This is a genomic window from Streptomyces sp. NPDC028928, from assembly GCF_055564915.1.
In genome coordinates, this window is sequence record NZ_JBVHVI010000013.1 from 32,448 (window position 1) to 48,838 (window position 16,391).

At 70.7% G+C, this 16,391-nt stretch carries 14 protein-coding genes and 1 tRNA gene; 12 read left to right on the forward strand and 3 right to left on the reverse strand.

Annotated features, from left to right (window positions below; genetic code table 11):
* From ACZ4U1_RS28825 to ACZ4U1_RS28845, 5 genes are all read left to right on the forward strand, one after another.
* Positions 1–720: a YggS family pyridoxal phosphate-dependent enzyme gene (locus ACZ4U1_RS28825; RefSeq protein WP_467907075.1), complete on the forward strand. Its 720-nt coding sequence runs from the start codon at positions 1–3 to the stop codon at positions 718–720.
* 128 nt (positions 721–848) lie between these two features.
* Complete coding sequence (locus ACZ4U1_RS28830) at positions 849–1,490, forward strand: cell division protein SepF (protein WP_055633826.1); 642 nt, start codon at positions 849–851, stop codon at positions 1,488–1,490.
* 59 nt (positions 1,491–1,549) lie between these two features.
* Entirely contained in the window at positions 1,550–1,840 is a 291-nt protein-coding gene (locus ACZ4U1_RS28835; RefSeq protein WP_059248823.1) for a YggT family protein, read from the forward strand.
* Between the two features lie 54 nt (positions 1,841–1,894).
* Positions 1,895–3,016 carry a DivIVA domain-containing protein gene (locus ACZ4U1_RS28840; protein WP_467907076.1) on the forward strand — a complete coding sequence of 374 codons (1,122 nt, stop codon included), beginning with the start codon at positions 1,895–1,897 and terminating at the stop codon, positions 3,014–3,016.
* A gap of 169 nt (positions 3,017–3,185) precedes the next feature.
* Positions 3,186–3,260, forward strand: a tRNA-Ala gene (locus ACZ4U1_RS28845).
* 76 nt (positions 3,261–3,336) lie between these two features.
* On the opposite strand, the gene ileS is transcribed toward ACZ4U1_RS28845, so the two are convergent.
* Positions 3,337–6,480 carry an isoleucine--tRNA ligase gene (ileS, locus tag ACZ4U1_RS28850; protein WP_467907077.1) on the reverse strand — a complete coding sequence of 1,048 codons (3,144 nt, stop codon included), beginning with the start codon at positions 6,478–6,480 and terminating at the stop codon, positions 3,337–3,339.
* A 605-nt stretch (positions 6,481–7,085) separates the two neighbouring features.
* Between ileS and ACZ4U1_RS28855 the strand changes: the two genes are divergently transcribed.
* The 6 genes from ACZ4U1_RS28855 to ACZ4U1_RS28880 all read left to right on the forward strand — a co-directional run bounded on the left by ACZ4U1_RS28855 (position 7,086) and on the right by ACZ4U1_RS28880 (position 12,864).
* Positions 7,086–8,189, forward strand: coding sequence for a TraR/DksA C4-type zinc finger protein (locus tag ACZ4U1_RS28855; protein WP_467907078.1), 1,104 nt, complete (start codon positions 7,086–7,088; stop codon positions 8,187–8,189).
* 67 nt (positions 8,190–8,256) lie between these two features.
* Entirely contained in the window at positions 8,257–8,871 is a 615-nt protein-coding gene (lspA, locus tag ACZ4U1_RS28860; protein ID WP_467907079.1) for a signal peptidase II, read from the forward strand.
* Positions 8,872–8,929: 58 nt separating this feature from the next.
* The gene (locus tag ACZ4U1_RS28865) at positions 8,930–9,874 is read left to right on the forward strand and encodes an RluA family pseudouridine synthase (protein WP_189303773.1); all 945 of its coding nucleotides are present in this window, start codon (positions 8,930–8,932) and stop codon (positions 9,872–9,874) included.
* Positions 9,871–10,338, forward strand: a complete 468-nt coding sequence (locus ACZ4U1_RS28870; RefSeq protein WP_467907080.1) for a GNAT family N-acetyltransferase — start codon at positions 9,871–9,873, stop codon at positions 10,336–10,338. Before ACZ4U1_RS28865 ends, ACZ4U1_RS28870 begins: the two co-directional genes overlap by 4 nt.
* A gap of 103 nt (positions 10,339–10,441) precedes the next feature.
* Positions 10,442–12,028 (forward strand): Na+/H+ antiporter, encoded by a 1,587-nt coding sequence (locus ACZ4U1_RS28875; protein WP_467907081.1) that lies wholly within the window; start codon positions 10,442–10,444, stop codon positions 12,026–12,028.
* A 95-nt stretch (positions 12,029–12,123) separates the two neighbouring features.
* Entirely contained in the window at positions 12,124–12,864 is a 741-nt protein-coding gene (locus ACZ4U1_RS28880; protein WP_467907082.1) for an SDR family NAD(P)-dependent oxidoreductase, read from the forward strand.
* Positions 12,865–12,888: 24 nt separating this feature from the next.
* Here the strand turns inward: ACZ4U1_RS28880 and ACZ4U1_RS28885 are convergent, their stop codons facing one another.
* Positions 12,889–13,995 (reverse strand): mechanosensitive ion channel family protein, encoded by a 1,107-nt coding sequence (locus ACZ4U1_RS28885; protein WP_467907083.1) that lies wholly within the window; start codon positions 13,993–13,995, stop codon positions 12,889–12,891.
* A gap of 38 nt (positions 13,996–14,033) precedes the next feature.
* Here ACZ4U1_RS28885 and ACZ4U1_RS28890 point away from each other — a divergent pair, with 38 nt between their 5' ends.
* Positions 14,034–14,672, forward strand: a complete 639-nt coding sequence (locus tag ACZ4U1_RS28890) for a dienelactone hydrolase family protein (RefSeq protein WP_467907084.1) — start codon at positions 14,034–14,036, stop codon at positions 14,670–14,672.
* Between the two features lie 33 nt (positions 14,673–14,705).
* Here ACZ4U1_RS28890 and ACZ4U1_RS28895 read toward each other — a convergent pair whose 3' ends face one another.
* Positions 14,706–16,376, reverse strand: coding sequence for an alkaline phosphatase D family protein (locus ACZ4U1_RS28895; protein ID WP_467907085.1), 1,671 nt, complete (start codon positions 16,374–16,376; stop codon positions 14,706–14,708).
* Between the last annotated feature and the right edge of the window lie 15 nt (positions 16,377–16,391).

Genomic DNA, 16,391 nt, shown 5'->3' on the forward strand with positions numbered 1-16,391 from the left:
ATGACGGACCGTAAGACCGAACTCGCCGCGAATCTGGCGAAGGTGGAGGAGCGCATCACCGCCGCGTGCGCGGCGGCCGGGCGCGCGCGGGAGGAGGTGACCCTGATCGTGGTCACCAAGACCTACCCGGCGAGCGATGTGCGGATGCTGTCGGAACTCGGTGTGCGCCATGTCGCCGAGAACCGCGACCAGGACGCGGCCCCGAAGGCCGCCGCCTGTGCGGATCTGCCCCTGAAGTGGCACTTTGTCGGTCAGTTGCAGACCAACAAGGTGCGATCCGTGGTCGGTTACGCCGACGTCGTGCAGTCCGTCGACCGGTCCCGGCTGGTCACCGCGCTGTCGAAGGAGGCGGTGCGGGCGGGGCGCGAGGTGGGCTGTCTCATCCAGGTCGCGTTCGACGCCGGCGCGAGCGGCAGGGGTGACCGTGGTGGCGTGGCCCCGGAAGGAATCGAAGAGTTGGCCGACCTCGTCGCCGAGGCGCCCGGGCTGCGGCTCGACGGGCTGATGACCGTCGCTCCGCTCACCGGGGAGTACGCGGGGCGCGAACAGGCGGCGTTCGAGCGGCTCATGGATTTGTCGACTGACCTGCGCCGAGCTCATCCGGCTGCAACCATGGTGTCGGCAGGGATGAGCGCGGACCTCGAACAGGCCGTGGCCGCCGGGGCGACACATGTGCGCGTCGGCACCGCGGTACTCGGAGTCCGCCCCAGGCTCGGGTAACGTCGCCAGGAAGTCGGACCACAGCAGAAAATATGGTCAATGCGCGCCAAGGCGGGCGCAAGGACCACGTGGATCGCGGGCACTTGGCAGTCGTCAGTCGATCCACCACAGAGCGGAGGACTCAGAGCATGGCCGGCGCGATGCGCAAGATGGCGGTCTACCTCGGCCTCGTGGAGGACGATGGGTACGACGGCCGCGGATTCGACCCCGACGACGACTTCGAGCCCGAACTGGACCCGGAGCCGGAGCGGGACCACCGACGGCACGAACCGTCACACCAGTCGCACGGCGCACATCAGTCCCAAAGGGACGAAGAGGTGCGAATCGTGCAACCGCCCGCGCCTCGCGAGCCGGTGGCCCGTTCGGCTTCGCTCGCCGCGGAATCCGGACGTCCGGCGCGCATCGCGCCCGTGGCATCCATCACACAAGAACGTCAGTCCCTGGAGAAGAACGCACCGGTGATCATGCCCAAGGTCGTGTCCGAACGAGAGCCTTACCGGATCACCACGCTTCACCCGCGGACCTACAACGAGGCCCGTACCATCGGGGAACACTTCCGTGAGGGCACCCCGGTGATCATGAATCTGACTGAGATGGATGACACAGACGCGAAGCGACTTGTCGACTTTGCGGCCGGTTTGGTGTTTGGTCTTCACGGCAGCATCGAGCGGGTGACGCAGAAGGTGTTCCTGTTGTCTCCTGCTAACGTCGATGTCACGGCGGAGGACAAGGCCCGCATCGCAGAGGGCGGGTTCTTCAACCAGAGCTGAGACGTACGACCGGACCGAAGCACGGAAGAGCACGGACAGGGGAGAGGGAACCACAGGCCATGAGCGTGTTCGCGCAGGTGATCTACATCGCGCTGATGGTGTTCCTCGTCGTGCTCATCTTCCGGCTCGTCATGGACTACGTCTTCCAGTTCGCCCGCTCGTGGCAACCCGGCAAGGCGATGGTGGTCGTACTGGAGGCCACCTACACTGTCACCGATCCACCGCTGAAGCTTCTGCGGCGGTTCATCCCGCCGCTGCGTCTCGGGGGCGTGGCGCTCGACCTGTCCTTCTTCGTACTGATGATCATCGTCTACATTCTCATCTCCATCGCGCAGAGCTTCGTGAGATGAGGGTGGGGACGATCCGGTCTTGCCGACTGCCGATGACTACGTTGAGGTGAAGAGATGCCGTTGACCCCCGAGGACGTGCGGAACAAGCAGTTCACGACCGTCCGCCTCCGAGAAGGCTATGACGAGGACGAGGTCGATGCCTTCCTCGACGAGGTCGAAGCCGAACTGACCCGTCTGCTCCGCGAGAACGAGGACCTGCGCGCCAAGCTGGCTGCGGCCACGCGGGCTGCCGCGCAGAACCAGCAGAACATGCGCAAGCCCCCGGAGCAGGACCAGCAGCAGCATCCTCAGCAGCAGGGCATGCGAGGACCCGGCCAGCCGGTGCCCGCCGGCATATCGGGCCCGCCGCAGCAGCAGATGGGCGGCCCCATGGGTGGTCCGCCCCAGCTGCCGAGCGGTGCCCCGCAGCTGCCCGCCGGCCCCGGCGGTCAGGGCGGCCCGCAGGGTCCCGGCCCGATGGGCCAGGGTCCGATGGGTCAGGGCCCGATGGGCGGCCAGCCGCCCATGCAGCAGCAGATGGGTGGTCCGATGGGCGGCCCCATGGGCGGTCCGATGGGCGGCCCCGGTCAGGGCCCCGGTGGCGACAGCGCCGCCCGTGTCCTCTCGCTGGCCCAGCAGACCGCCGACCAGGCGATCGCCGAGGCCCGCTCCGAGGCCAACAAGATCGTCGGCGAGGCCCGCAGCCGCGCCGAGGGTCTGGAGCGTGACGCCCGTGCCAAGGCCGACGCCCTGGAGCGGGACGCGCAGGAGAAGCACCGCGTCGCCATGGGCTCCCTGGAGTCCGCGCGTGCCACGCTGGAGCGCAAGGTCGAGGACCTGCGCGGCTTCGAACGCGAGTACCGCACGCGCCTGAAGTCGTACCTGGAGTCCCAGCTGCGTCAGCTGGAGACCCAGGCCGACGACTCCCTGGCCCCGCCGCGCACCCCGGCCACCGCGTCCCTGCCGCCGTCCCCGGCGCCCTCCATGGCCCCGGCCGGTGCGAGCGCCCCGTCCTACGGCGGCAACCAGACGATGGGCGGTTCGCCCGCTCCGTCGGCTCCGTCCTACGGCGGTCAGCAGCAGATGACCCCGGCCATGACCCAGCCCATGGCCCCGGTCCGTCCGCAGGGTCCGTCCCCGATGGGTCAGGCTCCCTCGCCGATGCGTGGGTTCCTGATCGACGAGGACGACAACTGACGGGTCACGAAGACCGGTACGACAACGGCGTCGGCAGCGTCTGATAGGGCGGGCCCCCCGGACTTCGGTCCCGGGGGCCCGCCCTATTTACGCGGGTTGCGGTGTCGGTGCCGGGTCAGTGCCCCAGGGGCGCGGGGCTGATCGTTTCCGGTAGCGTTCTCCGTGCGCCGGGGCGCGTAGCGCAGATGGTCGTCGCGCCTCGATGGCATCTAGGAGGACGCCGGTTCGAATCCGGCCCGCCCCGGCGCACCTGGTCGCTCTTCCGTGACACCGAAGGCCCGGCCCCCGTACAGGGACCGGGCCTTCCGGCTGCTCGGCGCTTACGCCTTGCGCAGTCGGAACGTCAGCGACAGACCCTCGTCGGTGAACGGCTCACCGAAGCTGTCGTCGGCCTCACCCTGGCCGAAGTCCGTCGCGAGGACCTCGTCGGCGATCAGGCCCGCGTGCTCGGTGAGCGCCGCGACGACCGCGGTGTCCGTGGAGGTCCACCGCAGAGCGATCCGGTCGGCCACGTCCAACCCGCTGTTCTTGCGGGCCTCCTGGATCAGCCGGATCGCGTCACGGGCCAGGCCCGCCTGCCGCAGTTCCTCGGTGATCTCCAGGTCCAGCGCCACCGTGGCACCGGAGTCGGAGGCCACCGACCAGCCCTCGCGCGGGGTCTCGGTGATGATCACCTCGTCCGGGGCGAGGGTGACCGTCTCACCGTCGACCTCCACGGAGGCCGTGCCCTCGCGCAGGGCCAGGGACAGCGCGGCGGCGTCGGCGGCGGCGATCGCCTTCGCCACGTCCTGCACCCGCTTGCCGAACCGCTTGCCGAGGGCCCGGAAGTTCGCCTTGGCGGTCGTGTCGACCAGGCTGCCGCCGACCTCGGACAGGGAGGCGAGCGACGAGACGTTCAGCTCCTCGGTGATCTGCGTGTGCAGCTCCGGGTCCAGGGCCTCGAACCCGGTCGCCGCGATCAGCGCCCGGGACAGCGGCTGACGGGTCTTGACGCCCGACTCCGCGCGTGTGGCGCGGCCCAGCTCCACCAGCCGGCGGACCAGGACCATCTGCTTCGACAGCTCCGGGTCGATCGCCGACAGGTCCGCCTCCGGCCAGGCGGCCAGGTGCACGGACTCCGGTGCGCTCGGGGTGACCGGGACGATCAGGTCCTGCCACACCCGCTCGGTGATGAACGGGGTGATCGGCGCCATCAGCTTGGTGACCGTCTCCAGCACCTCGTGCAGCGTGCGCAGCGCGGCCTTGTCGCCCTGCCAGAAGCGGCGGCGGGAGCGGCGGACGTACCAGTTCGAGAGGTCGTCCACGAACGCGGACAGCAGCTTGCCGGCGCGCTGGGTGTCGTACGCCTCCAGCGCCTGGGTGACCTGGTCGGTCAGCGCGTGCAGCTCGGACAGCAGCCAGCGGTCCAGCACCGGGCGCTCGGCCGGGGCCGGGTCCGCCGCGGAGGGCGCCCAGTTCGACGTACGGGCGTACAGCGCCTGGAAGGCGACCGTGTTCCAGTAGGTCAGCAGCGTCTTGCGGACGACTTCCTGGATGGTGCCGTGGCCGACCCGGCGCGCGGCCCACGGGGAGCCGCCGGCCGCCATGAACCAGCGCACCGCGTCCGCGCCGTGCTGGTCCATGAGCGGGATCGGCTGCAGGATGTTGCCCAGGTGCTTGGACATCTTGCGGCCGTCCTCGGCCAGGATGTGGCCGAGGCAGACCACGTTCTCGTACGACGACTTGTCGAAGACGAGGGTGCCGACGGCCATCAGCGTGTAGAACCACCCACGGGTCTGGTCGATCGCCTCGGAGATGAACTGCGCCGGGTAGCGGCTCTCGAACAGCTCCTTGTTCTTGTACGGGTAGCCCCACTGCGCGAACGGCATCGAGCCCGAGTCGTACCAGGCGTCGATGACCTCCGGCACGCGCGTGGCCTTCTTGCCGCAGCCCTCCTGCGGGCAGGCGAAGGCGACCCCGTCGATGTACGGGCGGTGCGGGTCCAGGCCCGACTGGTCGGTGCCGGTCAGCTCGGTCAGCTCCGCGCGGGAGCCGACGCAGGTGAGGTGGTCGTCCTCGCAGCGCCAGATCGGCAGCGGGGTGCCCCAGTAGCGGTTGCGGGACAGCGCCCAGTCGATGTTGTTGTTCAGCCAGTCGCCGTAGCGGCCGTGCTTGACCGTCTCGGGGAACCAGTTGGTCTTCTCGTTCTCCTGGATCAGCCGGTCCTTGACGGCCGTCGTGCGGATGTACCAGGAGGGCTGCGCGTAGTAGAGCAGCGCGGTGTGGCAGCGCCAGCAGTGCGGGTAGCTGTGTTCGTACGGCAGGTGCTTGAAGAGGAGGCCGCGCTGGTTCAGGTCCTCGGTGAGCTTTTCGTCCGCCTTCTTGAAGAAGACGCCCCCGACCAGCGGGACGTCCTCCTCGAAGGTGCCGTCCGGGCGGACCGGGTTCACGACCGGCAGGCCGTAGGACCGGCAGACCTTGAGGTCGTCCTCACCGAAGGCCGGGGACTGGTGGACCAGACCCGTACCGTCCTCGGTGGTGACGTAGTCGGCGTTCACCACGAAGTGCGCGGGCTGCGGGAACTCGACCAGCTCGAACGGACGTTGGTACGTCCAGCGCTCCATCTCGGCGCCGGTGAAGGTCTGGCCCGTGGTCTCCCAGCCCTCGCCGAGCGCCTTGGCGACGAGCGGCTCGGCGACGACGAGCTTCTCCTCGCCGTTGGTCGCGACGACGTAGGTGACCTCAGGGTGCGCGGCGACCGCCGTGTTGGACACCAGGGTCCAGGGGGTCGTCGTCCACACCAGGAGCGCGGCCTCGCCGGCGAGCGGACCGGAGGTGAGCGGGAAACGGACGTACACGGACGGGTCCACGACCGTCTCGTAGCCCTGCGCCAGCTCGTGGTCGGACAGGCCGGTGCCGCAGCGCGGGCACCAGGGGGCGACGCGGTGGTCCTGGACCAGCAGGCCCTTGTTGAAGATCTCCTTCAGCGACCACCAGACCGACTCGATGTACTCGGGGTCCATGGTGACGTAGGCGTCGTCCAGGTCGACCCAGTAGCCCATGCGGGTCGTCAGGTCGGAGAAGGCGTCGGTGTGGCGGAGCACGGACTCCCGGCACTTGGCGTTGAACTCGGCGATGCCGTACGCCTCGATGTCCTTCTTGCCGGAGAAGCCCAGCTCCTTCTCGACGGCCAGCTCCACCGGGAGGCCGTGGCAGTCCCAGCCGGCCTTGCGGGCCACGTGGTAGCCGCGCATGGTGCGGAAGCGGGGGAAGACGTCCTTGAAGACGCGGGCCTCGATGTGGTGGGCGCCGGGCATGCCGTTGGCGGTGGGCGGGCCCTCGTAGAACACCCACTCGGGGCGGCCCTCGGACTGCTCCAGGCTCTTGGCGAAGATCTTCTGCTCGCGCCAGAAGTCGAGCACGGCGTGCTCAAGAGCGGGCAGGTCGACCTGTGCGGGCACCTGGCGGTACGTCGGCGCTGTCATCTGCGAGCATCCTCCAACGGACTTGCTGCCTTCCGTCGGAGGGACGAGAGCCTTCATTCCTGTCTACGCCGTGTGCGGCGCGCTCCCGCGGTACCACCCTCCTTGGCCCTCCGCCGCGCCGTACGCGCCGGTGAGCCCCCTCATTGGGGTCGCGAAGCCGGTTCTACTCGCCGTCGCCCTGCGGCTGCGGCTTTCTTCCGGCGGCTCCGGGGTGATCTTCACGTCGCGCTCGCCCCCGGGCTCACACCGTCCCCGGGTCGCTGTGGGCTGCGTACGCCGCTACTCGTCCCCATCCACGCTTTTCGCTCCGCCCAGTGTACGGCGCCGCGCGGACAGCGGCGGACCGGTTTTCCGCGCGGCGCCGGCGGACGCCGGGTGACCGGGGCGGATGACCCGAATGGCGAGGGGGCGGGCGTCCGGGTCCGGGCGGCGCGGGCCCGCCGGATTACCCGGCGGGGAGCTGGGCACAACGGATGCAGGCCCGCGGCTCGGGGGGTGCGGGCGGGCGAATCGGGCGGTGTGCCCCGTTGCCGCGGGACTCGAGTCGATTTATCGTCCCAGCACGATTCGCGAGCAAGATCACAATATGTGAAGGGGCCGCGGCCATGGTGGCGAAGAAGACCGCCGTACAGCAGCCGGCGACCGGGAAGACCGGCGCGAGGCCTGCCACCAAGAAGGCGGCCCCCGGCAAGACGGCCGCGACGAAGACGGCTGTCGAGCAGGCGGCTGCCGAGAAGACGGCCGCGACGAGGACGGCTGCCAAGAAGGCGGCTGCCAAGAAGGCGCCTGCCGGGAAGACGGCGACTGTCGACGCGGTCGCCAGGAGGAGCGCGGCTGCGAAGACGGCCGACAAGAAGGCGGTCGCCGACAGGAAGGCGGTCGCCGAGAAGACGGCGCTGAAGGAGGTGGCGGCGAAGAAGACGGCTGTAGCCGTGAAGGCCGGAGCGAAGAGGACGGCCACGCAGCAGACGGCCACGAAACAGGCGGTTGCGAAGAAGACGGCCGTGAAGAAGACGGCCGTGAAGAAGACGGCCGACGCCGAGACGACCGTCAAGAAAGCGGCTGCCAAGAAGGCTGCCGAGAACGCGGTTGCCAAGAACGCGACCGTCAGGGAAACCGTCGGCAAGGAGACGGTCATCGAGGAAACGGCCGGCGAGAAGACCGGCGCCGAGAAGAGCACGGCCAAGAAAGCGGGCGCGGCGCGGGCCGCGAAGCAGACGGGAGCCACGACAGTGGTTGCGAAGAAGACTCCTGGCACGGCCACGGCGGCACAGTCCGCCGTTCCCAAGGCACGCGTCGCCGCGGCGGATCCCGGCGAGCTGGCGGTGCGCCCCGGCGAGGACCCCTGGACCCCGGAAGAGGTCGCCGAGGCCCGCGCGGAGCTGCAGTCCGAGGTGGAGCGGCTGCAGGAGGAGATCAGCTCGTCCGAGGCGTCCCTGGTCGGCCTGATGCGGGACTCCGGGGACGGCGCCGGCGACGACCAGGCCGACACCGGCACCAAGAACATCACGCGCGAGCACGAACTGGCGCTGGCCGCCAACGCGCGCGAGATGCTGATCCAGACCGAGCGCGCCCTGGAACGGCTGGACGCGGGCACCTACGGCCTGTGCGAGAACTGCGGCAAGCCCATCGGCAAGGCCCGTATGCAGGCGTTCCCGAGGGCCACCCTGTGTGTGGAGTGCAAGCAGAAGCAGGAACGTCGCTCCTGAGCGTGAGGGGCCCTCGGGGCGTGCCGTAGTCTCGTCCTCAGTCAGGCACCTAGGTTGAGGGACTCACGTGGCAGAGGCGGAGCGCATCATCGGTACGCCGGACACCCCGGACGGCGGCGGCGAGCAGACGGCGGCGGCCGGAGCACCCGCCGGCTCGGCCGCGCCCGGCCAGGGGGCCCCGGCGCGGCGGCCCGGCCGCGGGCGCCGGATCGCCGTGCTGTTCGCGGTGGCCGCGTTCGCGTACGCCGTCGACCTGATCAGCAAGATGCTCGTCGTGTCCCGGCTGGAGGGCCGTGCGCCGATCCAGGTCGTCGGGGATCTGCTGGAGCTGCACGCGATCCGCAACCCCGGTGCCGCCTTCGGGTTCGGCGCGGCCTTCACGGTGATCTTCACGCTGATCGCCGCGGCCGTGATCGTGGTGATCATCCGCCTGGCCCGCAAGCTGTACAGCTTCCCCTGGGCGGTCGCGCTCGGCCTGCTGCTCGGCGGCGCGCTCGGCAACCTCACCGACCGGATCTTCCGGGCGCCGGGCGTCTTCGAGGGCGAGGTCGTGGACTTCATCGCGCCCAAGGGCTTCGCGGTGTTCAACCTCGCCGACTCGGCGATCGTGTGCGGCGGCGTCCTGATCGTGCTGCTGTCCTTCCGCGGCCTGGACCCCGACGGCACCGTCCACAAGGACTGAGCCCGGGTTTTCCACAGGCCCGTGCGGGGCCGTCCGCCCCGTCCGGCATACTCGACGGGTGAGCACGATTCCCGAGATCCGTACCCTGCCCGTGCCCGACGGCCTGGAGGGCGAGCGCGTCGACGCCGCCATCTCCCGCATGTTCGGCTTCTCCCGCACGAAGGCGGCGGAGCTGGCCGCGGCCGGCAAGGTCCAGGTCGACGGCGCGGTGGTCGGCAAGTCCGAGCGAGTGCGCGGCGGCGCCTGGCTGGAGGTCGAGATGCCGCAGGCGCCCGCGCCGGTGCAGGTGGTCGCCGAACCGGTCGAGGGCATGGAGATCGTGCATGACGACGATGACGTGGTCGTGATCGTCAAGCCGGTCGGCGTGGCCGCGCACCCGTCGCCGGGCTGGTCCGGCCCCACCGTCATCGGTGGCCTCGCCGCCGCCGGATACCGGATCTCCACCTCCGGTGCCGCCGAGCGCCAGGGCATCGTGCACCGACTGGACGTCGGGACCTCGGGCCTGATGGTGGTCGCCAAGTCGGAGTACGCGTACACGTCGCTCAAGCGCCAGTTCAAGGAGCGCACGGTCGACAAGCGCTACCACACCCTGGTCCAGGGCCACCCGGACCCGACGAGCGGCACCATCGACGCCCCGATCGGCCGCCACCCGAACCACGACTACAAGTGGGCGGTCACGGCCGAGGGCAAGCCGTCCGTGACCCACTACGACCTCATCGAGGCGTTCCGCGCCGCCTCCCTGCTGGACGTGAAGCTGGAGACGGGCCGCACCCACCAGATCCGCGTCCACATGGCCGCCCACCGCCACCCCTGCGTCGGCGACCTCACCTACGGCGCCGACCCGACCCTCGCCAAGCGGCTGCGCCTGACCCGCCAGTGGCTGCACGCCGTACGCCTCGGTTTCGAGCACCCGGGGGACGGCAGCTGGGTGGAGTTCGAGAGCGACTACCCCGAGGACCTCCAGAAGGCCCTCGACCAGGTCCGGGAGGAGACGTACGCGTGAGCCTGCCGTACACCGTCCGGGTCGCCGAGGACCCCGCCGACCGCGAGGCCTGCTTCGCGGTCCGCAAGGAGGTCTTCGTGGTCGAACAGGGTGTCGCCGAGGACATCGAGTACGACGCCCACGACGCCGTGGCCGTGCATGTGCTGGCGGTGCGCGCGGACGGCGTGCCGCTGGGCACCGGGCGGCTGCTGTACGGCGAGGCGGCGGCCGCCAAGACCGGCGGTGACCCGGCGGTGGGCTCCCTGGGCCGGCTCGCCGTCTCCCGCGAGGCGCGCGGGCTCGGCGTCGGCGCGGCCCTGGTGCGCGCCATCGAAGACGCGGCACGCGCGCGGGGCCTCACCGCCGTGGACCTGCACGCCCAGACCCATGCCCTGGGCTTCTACGAACGGCTCGGCTACGAGGCGTACGGCCCGGAGTTCCCGGACGCAGGGCTTCCGCACCGGGCGATGCGCCGGTCGCTGTAGCGGCCCGGCACCGCCGGGGGAGGCCTCGGAACGGGGCCGGGGTGCGGGCGTCATGGCAGGCTTGAGGTCTGCCGTGTGATCGTCGACCCCCGGAGCGCCGTCCGTGGATCAGCTGGCTCTGTTGTTCGTACTGCTGCTCGGGGCCCTGGTGAGCGTCCCGGTGGGGGACCGGCTCGGGGTGCCGGCGCCGGTGCTGATGACCCTGTTCGGCGGGGCCCTGGCGGTAGCCGAGTTCGTGCCCAACGTGGACATCCCGCCCGAGCTGATCCTGCCCGGGCTGCTGCCGCCGCTGCTCTACGCCGCCGTACGCCGGACGTCCTGGCGGCAGTTCGCGGCCAACGTCCGTCCGATCTTCCTGCTGGCCGTGGCCCTGGTCTTCGTGACGACGGTGTGCGTGGCGTTCGTCGCGGGCGCGATCGTGCCCGGGCTGCCGATCGCCGCCGCCGTCGCGCTGGGAGCCCTGGTGGCGCCGCCCGACCCGGTCGCCGCGACCAGCGTCGCGGGCCAGCTGGGGCTGCCGCGCCGTCTGGTGTCGATCCTGGAGGGCGAGGGACTCTTCAACGACGTGACCGCCATCGTGCTGTACCACGTGGCGATCGCGGCCGCCGTGAGCGGTGCGTTCTCCCCCTGGCAGGCCGGGCTCGACCTGGTGCTGTCCGCCGTGGTCGCGGTGGCCGTCGGCCTGGTGCTGGGCTGGGGCGCGAACAAGCTGATGGACCTGCTGGGTGATCCCACCCTGCAGATCGGCATGACCCTGCTGGTGCCGTACGCCTCCTACATGCTCGCGGAGAAGCTGCACGGCTCCGGGGTGCTCGCCGTGCTCACCACGGCCCTCTTCCTCGCCGAGTACGCCAGCGACGCCGACGACGTGATGACCCGGCTCGCCGGGCACACCTTCTGGGACATCATCGACACCCTTGTTACGGGCGTCGCCTTCGGACTCATCGGGCTCGAACTGCACAACGCCATCCGCACGGCCCAGGGGCGGTGGGGCGAGATGCTCGGCTGGGCCGCCGCCGTCGTGGGCGTGGTGGTCGTCGTACGGCTGCTGTGGCTGCTGCCGGCGACCTGGCTGACCAAGCGGCTGCACGCCCGCCGGGACTACGACGAGGAGATCCCGGTGAGCTGGCGGGAGACCGTCGTGATGTGGTGGTCCGGGATGCGCGGGGTGGCCTCGGTGGCGCTGGCGCTGGCCGTGCCGCTCACGACGGAGGACGGATCTCCGTTCCCGGACCGGGACGAGATCGTCTTCATCGCCTTCGGGGTGATCATCGCCACGCTGGTGGTGCAGGGGCTGACGCTGCCGTGGCTGGTGAAGCGGCTCGGGGTGCGCGCCGACTCGGAGCGGGAGAAGGAGTTCGAGAAGGAGCTGGCGGTGCGGGCCGCGAAGGCGGCGAAGCGCAGGCTGCGGGAGATCGAGCAGGTGGAGGAGCTGCCCGAGGACCTGTCCGAGCAGATGCTGCGGCGGGCCTTCGACATCGGCATCCGGATCAGCCCGGACATGGGGGAGGAGGAGCGGCGGGAGGCACAGCACCAGCGGGTCAAGCGCCTCAAGCGGGTGCGGCGCATCCAGAACGAGATGCTGAGCGCCGCGCGCCACGAGGTGCTGGCGGCGCGCAGCGAGCCCGGCGCGGATCCGGAGATCGTGGACCGGGTGCTGCGGCACCTCGACGTCCGCAGCCTGCGCTGAGCGGCACGGCCAGATGTGCCCCATCAGTCATACAAATGTGCCGACCCTGTGGACAACTCCCGACGCCGCCGACGCCTGGCTCGTACGCTCGGATCATGACTCGCAACATCGTGATCAGCGGCGGCGGTACGGGCATCGGGCTGGCCGCGGCGCATGCCTTCGCGGCGGACGGGGACCGTGTGCTGTTGCTCGGGCGGCGCGCCGAGGTGCTGGAGAAGGCCGGGGTGGCCGGGGCCCTCACCTACGCCGCGGACCTCTCCGAGCCCGGCCAGGTGCGCGGTGTCGCCCGCTTCGTCGCCGAGGAGCTGGGCACCGTCGACGTGCTGGTGAACAGTGCCGGGGGCGCCGGATACCTGGAGCCCGCGGCCGGCAGCGACGACCCCCTCGACCGGGTCGCCCACGACTGGACCCTCAACTTCCGCCTGAACACCCTGACCGCCGCCCTCCTCACCGAGGCGCTGAAGCACCGGCTCGCCGAGCCCGGCGGGCGGGTGCTGTTCCTGAGTTCCATCGCCGCCTACCGCGGTTCGGGCACGGGAGCCTACGCGGCGGCCAAGGCGGGGCTGCACCCCTACGCCCACGACCTGGCCCGTGAGCTGGGCCCGCGCGGCATCACCGTGAACGTGGTCGCCCCCGGGTACGTGGAGGACACCGAGTTCTTCGGGGACACCATGGACGAGGCCCGGCGGAACAGGCTCATCGCCGACACCTCGACCGGTCGTGCCGGCATACCCGGGGACGTGGCCGAGACCCTGCACTGGCTGGCCTCGCCCGCCGCCGGCCACATCACCTCGCAGGTGATCCAGGTGAACGGCGGCGCCGAACGCGGCCACTGAGCACCGGCCGGTCAGCCGCGGAGGTCAGCCCCTGCCGGTGCGCGGGAAGTCGTAGGCCCGGCGCAGGGAGGTGCCGTCGGGAGACGGGACGCGGGACGGCGGGAGCACCGACTCCGCGGTGTTGACACGAGGCAGCGCGTAGGGGTGCTCCGCCGACAGCCAGCTGATCATCTGCTCGCGGACCGTGACCCGCACCGTCCAGATGTCGTCGGCGTCCTTCGCCGTCACCAGCGCGCGCACCTGGACGGTGTTCGGTGTGGTGTCCGTCACCTGGAGGTTGCAGGCGCGGCCGTCCCACGCGGGGCACCCGCGCAGGATGTCCCGGAGCTTCTCACGCATTGCCTCGACGGGCGCGCTGTGGTCGAGGTGCCAGTAGACGATCCCGGTCATCTGCGGGGTGCCGCGGGACCAGTTCTCGAAGGGTTTGGAGGTGAAGTACGACACCGGCATGGTGATCCGGCGCTCGTCCCAGGTCCGTACCGTCAGGAAGGTCAGGGTGATCTCCTCGACGGTGCCCCACTCGCCGTCGACCACGACGGTGTCGCCTATGCGCACCATGTCGCCGAAGGCGATCTGCAGCCCGGCGAACATGTTCGAGAGGGTCGACTGGGCGGCGACACCGGCGATGGCGGCGATGATGCCCGCGGAGGCCAGCAGGGAGGCGCCCGCCGCGCGCATCGCCGGGAACGTCAGCAGCATCGACGAGACGGCCACGACGATCACGATCGCGGACACCACCCGCATGATCAGTTCCACTTGGGTGCGCACCCGGCGGACCCGAGCCGCGTCGCGGTGGGCGCGGGCATAGCGGGTGTAGGAGGTCTCGACGATCGCCGCGGCGATCCGGATCACCAGCCAGGCGGCCGACCCGATCAGCACCAGCGTCAGTGCCCGGCCGATGCCGACCTGGTGCCGCTCCAGCAGCTTCGTCTGGTCGTACGACCCGCGCAGCATGGCGCAGCACAGTACGAGCTGGTAGGGGATGCGGGCACGGCGCAGCAGCCCCCACAGGGGGGTGTCGTGGTCGCGTTCGTCGGCCTTGCGCAGCAGCAGGTCGGTGCCCCAGCCGATGGCCAGGGTCAGCAGCACCGTGCCGCCGAGCACGATCAGGGGGCGGAGTACGTTCTCCATGCCTCCGCTCCTAACCGGCGCGTGGAGGGCATGAACATGTGAGTTCGGCGCGTTCCTGGGTACGGCACGCCGCCACTGTCGTACCTGACTGGCACCATGGCCTCATGAACATCATGCTCTTTCACTCGACCTACGGGCTGCGGCCCGCGGTGCGCGAGGCCGCGGACCGGCTGCGCGCGGCGGGCCACGAGGTGTGGACGCCGGACCTCTTCGAGGGGCGCACGTTCGACACCGTCGAGGAGGGCATGAAGTTCAAGGAGGGGATCGGCAAGGAGGAGCTGCTGAAGCGGGCCGTGCTGGCGGCGGCGCCGTACTCGGACCGGGGGCTGGTGTACGCCGGCTTCTCGCTCGGTGCCTCCATCGCCCAGACCCTCGCCCTCGGCGACGACAAGGCGCGCGGGCTGCTGCTCCTGCACGGCACGTCGGACATCGCGCCGAACGCGCAGGTGGACGAGCTGCCGGTGCAGCTGCACGTGGCCGAGCCGGACCCGTTCGAGACGGACGACTGGCTGAGCGCCTGGTATCTGCAGATGGGCCGGGCGGGCGCCGATGTGGAGATCTACCGGTACGCCGGGGCCGGGCACCTCTACACCGACCCGGAACTGCCGGACTACGACGCCGAGGCCGCCGAGGCCACCTGGCGGGTGGCGCTCGGCTTCCTCGAAACGCTCGGCTGAGCGGTTGCACCGGGGCGGTTACATCCGGGCGGTTTACACCGGGTCGTAGGTCCGCTCGACCTTCTGCGTGCCGCTGCGGGTGCGGTAGGAGCGCGCCCAGCTCGCGGTGGCGTTCGGGTCGGTGCGGTCGGACAGCACGTAGTAGTCCATCTGCGCGCGCTGCGCGGTGATGTCCAGCACGCCGTAGCCGTGCCGGTCGGTGTCCACCCAGTGGACGTGCCGGTTGGCGGCCTTGATGACCGGCGCGGCGACCGCGGAGACCGTGCCCTCGGGCACCTTCACGATGTCGTCCAGGTTGTCGGAGGTCACCGAGGTCACCACGAACTCGGTGGCCGCCGACGCCGACAGCGGGTAGGTGCCCGCGTCCACCGGCACGTCGTTGGCCCATGCCATGTGGATGTCACCGGTCAGGAAGACGGTGTTGCCGATGGCGTTGGAGCGCAGATGGGCCAGCAGTTCGCGGCGGTCGTCGGTGTAGCCGTCCCACTGGTCGGTGTTGGCGGCGATGCCCTCCTGCGGCAGCCCCAGCAGCTTGGCGAGCGGCTTGAACAGGTCGGCGGAGAGCGAGCCGAAGGAGAACGGCGAGATCATCACCGAGTTGCCGACCAGCCGCCACCTGGTGTCGGAGGCCTTCAGCCCGGCCTTGAGCCAGTCGAGCTGGGCGCGCCCGGTCAGGGTGCGGTCCGGGTCGTCCACGGAACCGCTGGCCGTGGACGCCTGCTGGGAGCGGAAGGAGCGCAGGTCCAGCAGGGACAGGTCGGCGAGCTTGCCGAAGCGCAGCCGCCGGTAGGTGGTGCCGGCGATGGCCGGGCGGACCGGCATCCACTCGAAGTAGGCCTGCTTGGCGGCGGCCTGACGGGCCGACCAGGTGCCCTCGGCGCCCTCGGTGTGGTTGACCGCGCCGCCCGGCCAGGCGTTGTCGGCGAACTCGTGGTCGTCCCAGATCGCGACGACCGGCGCCTTCAGGTGCAGGGCCTGGAGGTCGGGGTCGGTCTTGTACTTGGCGTGCCGGATCCGGTAGTCGGCGAGGGTGAGGATCTCGTTGGCCGGTGCGTGCGGGCGGACGACCTTGCCGCGGTTGGCGTACTCGCCGGACTTGTACTCGTAGATGTAGTCGCCGAGATGGAGCCAGGCGTCGAGGTCGTTGCGGGCGGCGAGGTGGCGGTAGGCGGAGAAGTGGCCCGCCTCCCAGTTGGCGCAGGAGACCACGCCGAAACGCAGGGAGGAGACGTCCGCGTCCGCCGCCGGCGCGGTGCGGGTGCGCGCCACCGGGGAGTCGGTGCCGCCGGCCGAGAAGCGGAACCAGTAGTCCGTGGCCGGTTCCAGGCCGCGGATGTCGGCCTTCACGGTGTGGTCGGAGGCGGCCGTCGCGGTGACGGAGCCCTTGGCGACGATGCTGGTGAACGCCTTGTCCTTGGCGACGACCCAGCTGACCTCGGTGTCCGGGCCGAGTCCGGAGCCCGGTATGGCCTCCGGGGCCGGGGTCACGCGGGTCCACAGCAGGATGCCGTCGGGCAGCGGGTCGCCGGAGGCGACGCCGTGCAGGAAGGCGGGGGCGTCCGTGGTGGCGTGGGCCGGCAGGGCGGCGGCCAGCGGGCCGGCCAGGACAGCGGTCGCCGCCGCGGCCTTGACGACCGTACGGCGGCGGGGCGAAAGCGAGCCGAGGCCCTGGGAGGCCTCGGATGATCTGTATCGACTGGTCACGGACGATCAGGTTAC